The sequence below is a fragment of the Pseudoalteromonas sp. T1lg122 genome (assembly GCF_002964825.1).
Classification (GTDB): domain Bacteria; phylum Pseudomonadota; class Gammaproteobacteria; order Enterobacterales; family Alteromonadaceae; genus Pseudoalteromonas; species Pseudoalteromonas gelatinilytica.
The window spans coordinates 1-323 of sequence record NZ_PQCG01000008.1 but is presented as its reverse complement, the minus strand read 5'-3'; the positions used below and the strand labels follow the sequence as shown (position 1 = coordinate 323).

The window sequence follows — 323 nt, the reverse complement described above, 5'->3', positions numbered from 1 at the left end:
TACTGAGCTTAAACCAACGTAAGAGAATGGCCTTATCCGATAACCTATTTGCTTTTTTATCATCAACATAAAGCACAACATGAGTATGGTTACTCATCACCGCATAAGCGCACACATCAATACAAAACACTTTTGCAAGAAAAAGTAGGCGTTCTTCAACCCACCCTCGACGGTGTTCATATGATTTACCTGTGAGTGCGTCTTCACCACAAAGATAAGCGCGTCTAACGCAACGGGAAACACAATGGTAATACTTGGTGTTCGACAAACAGATTTGCCGCTTCCTTGCTAAAGCCATCGTCCACTCCTTGAACTGATAATTT

Annotated in this window: 1 pseudogene; it reads right to left on the bottom strand. The window is 41.8% G+C overall.

Annotated elements, in window-relative coordinates:
• Positions 1-298: pseudogene (locus C2M33_RS09395) on the bottom strand (transposase); the annotation flags it as partial.
• Positions 299-323: the final 25 nt, after the last annotated feature.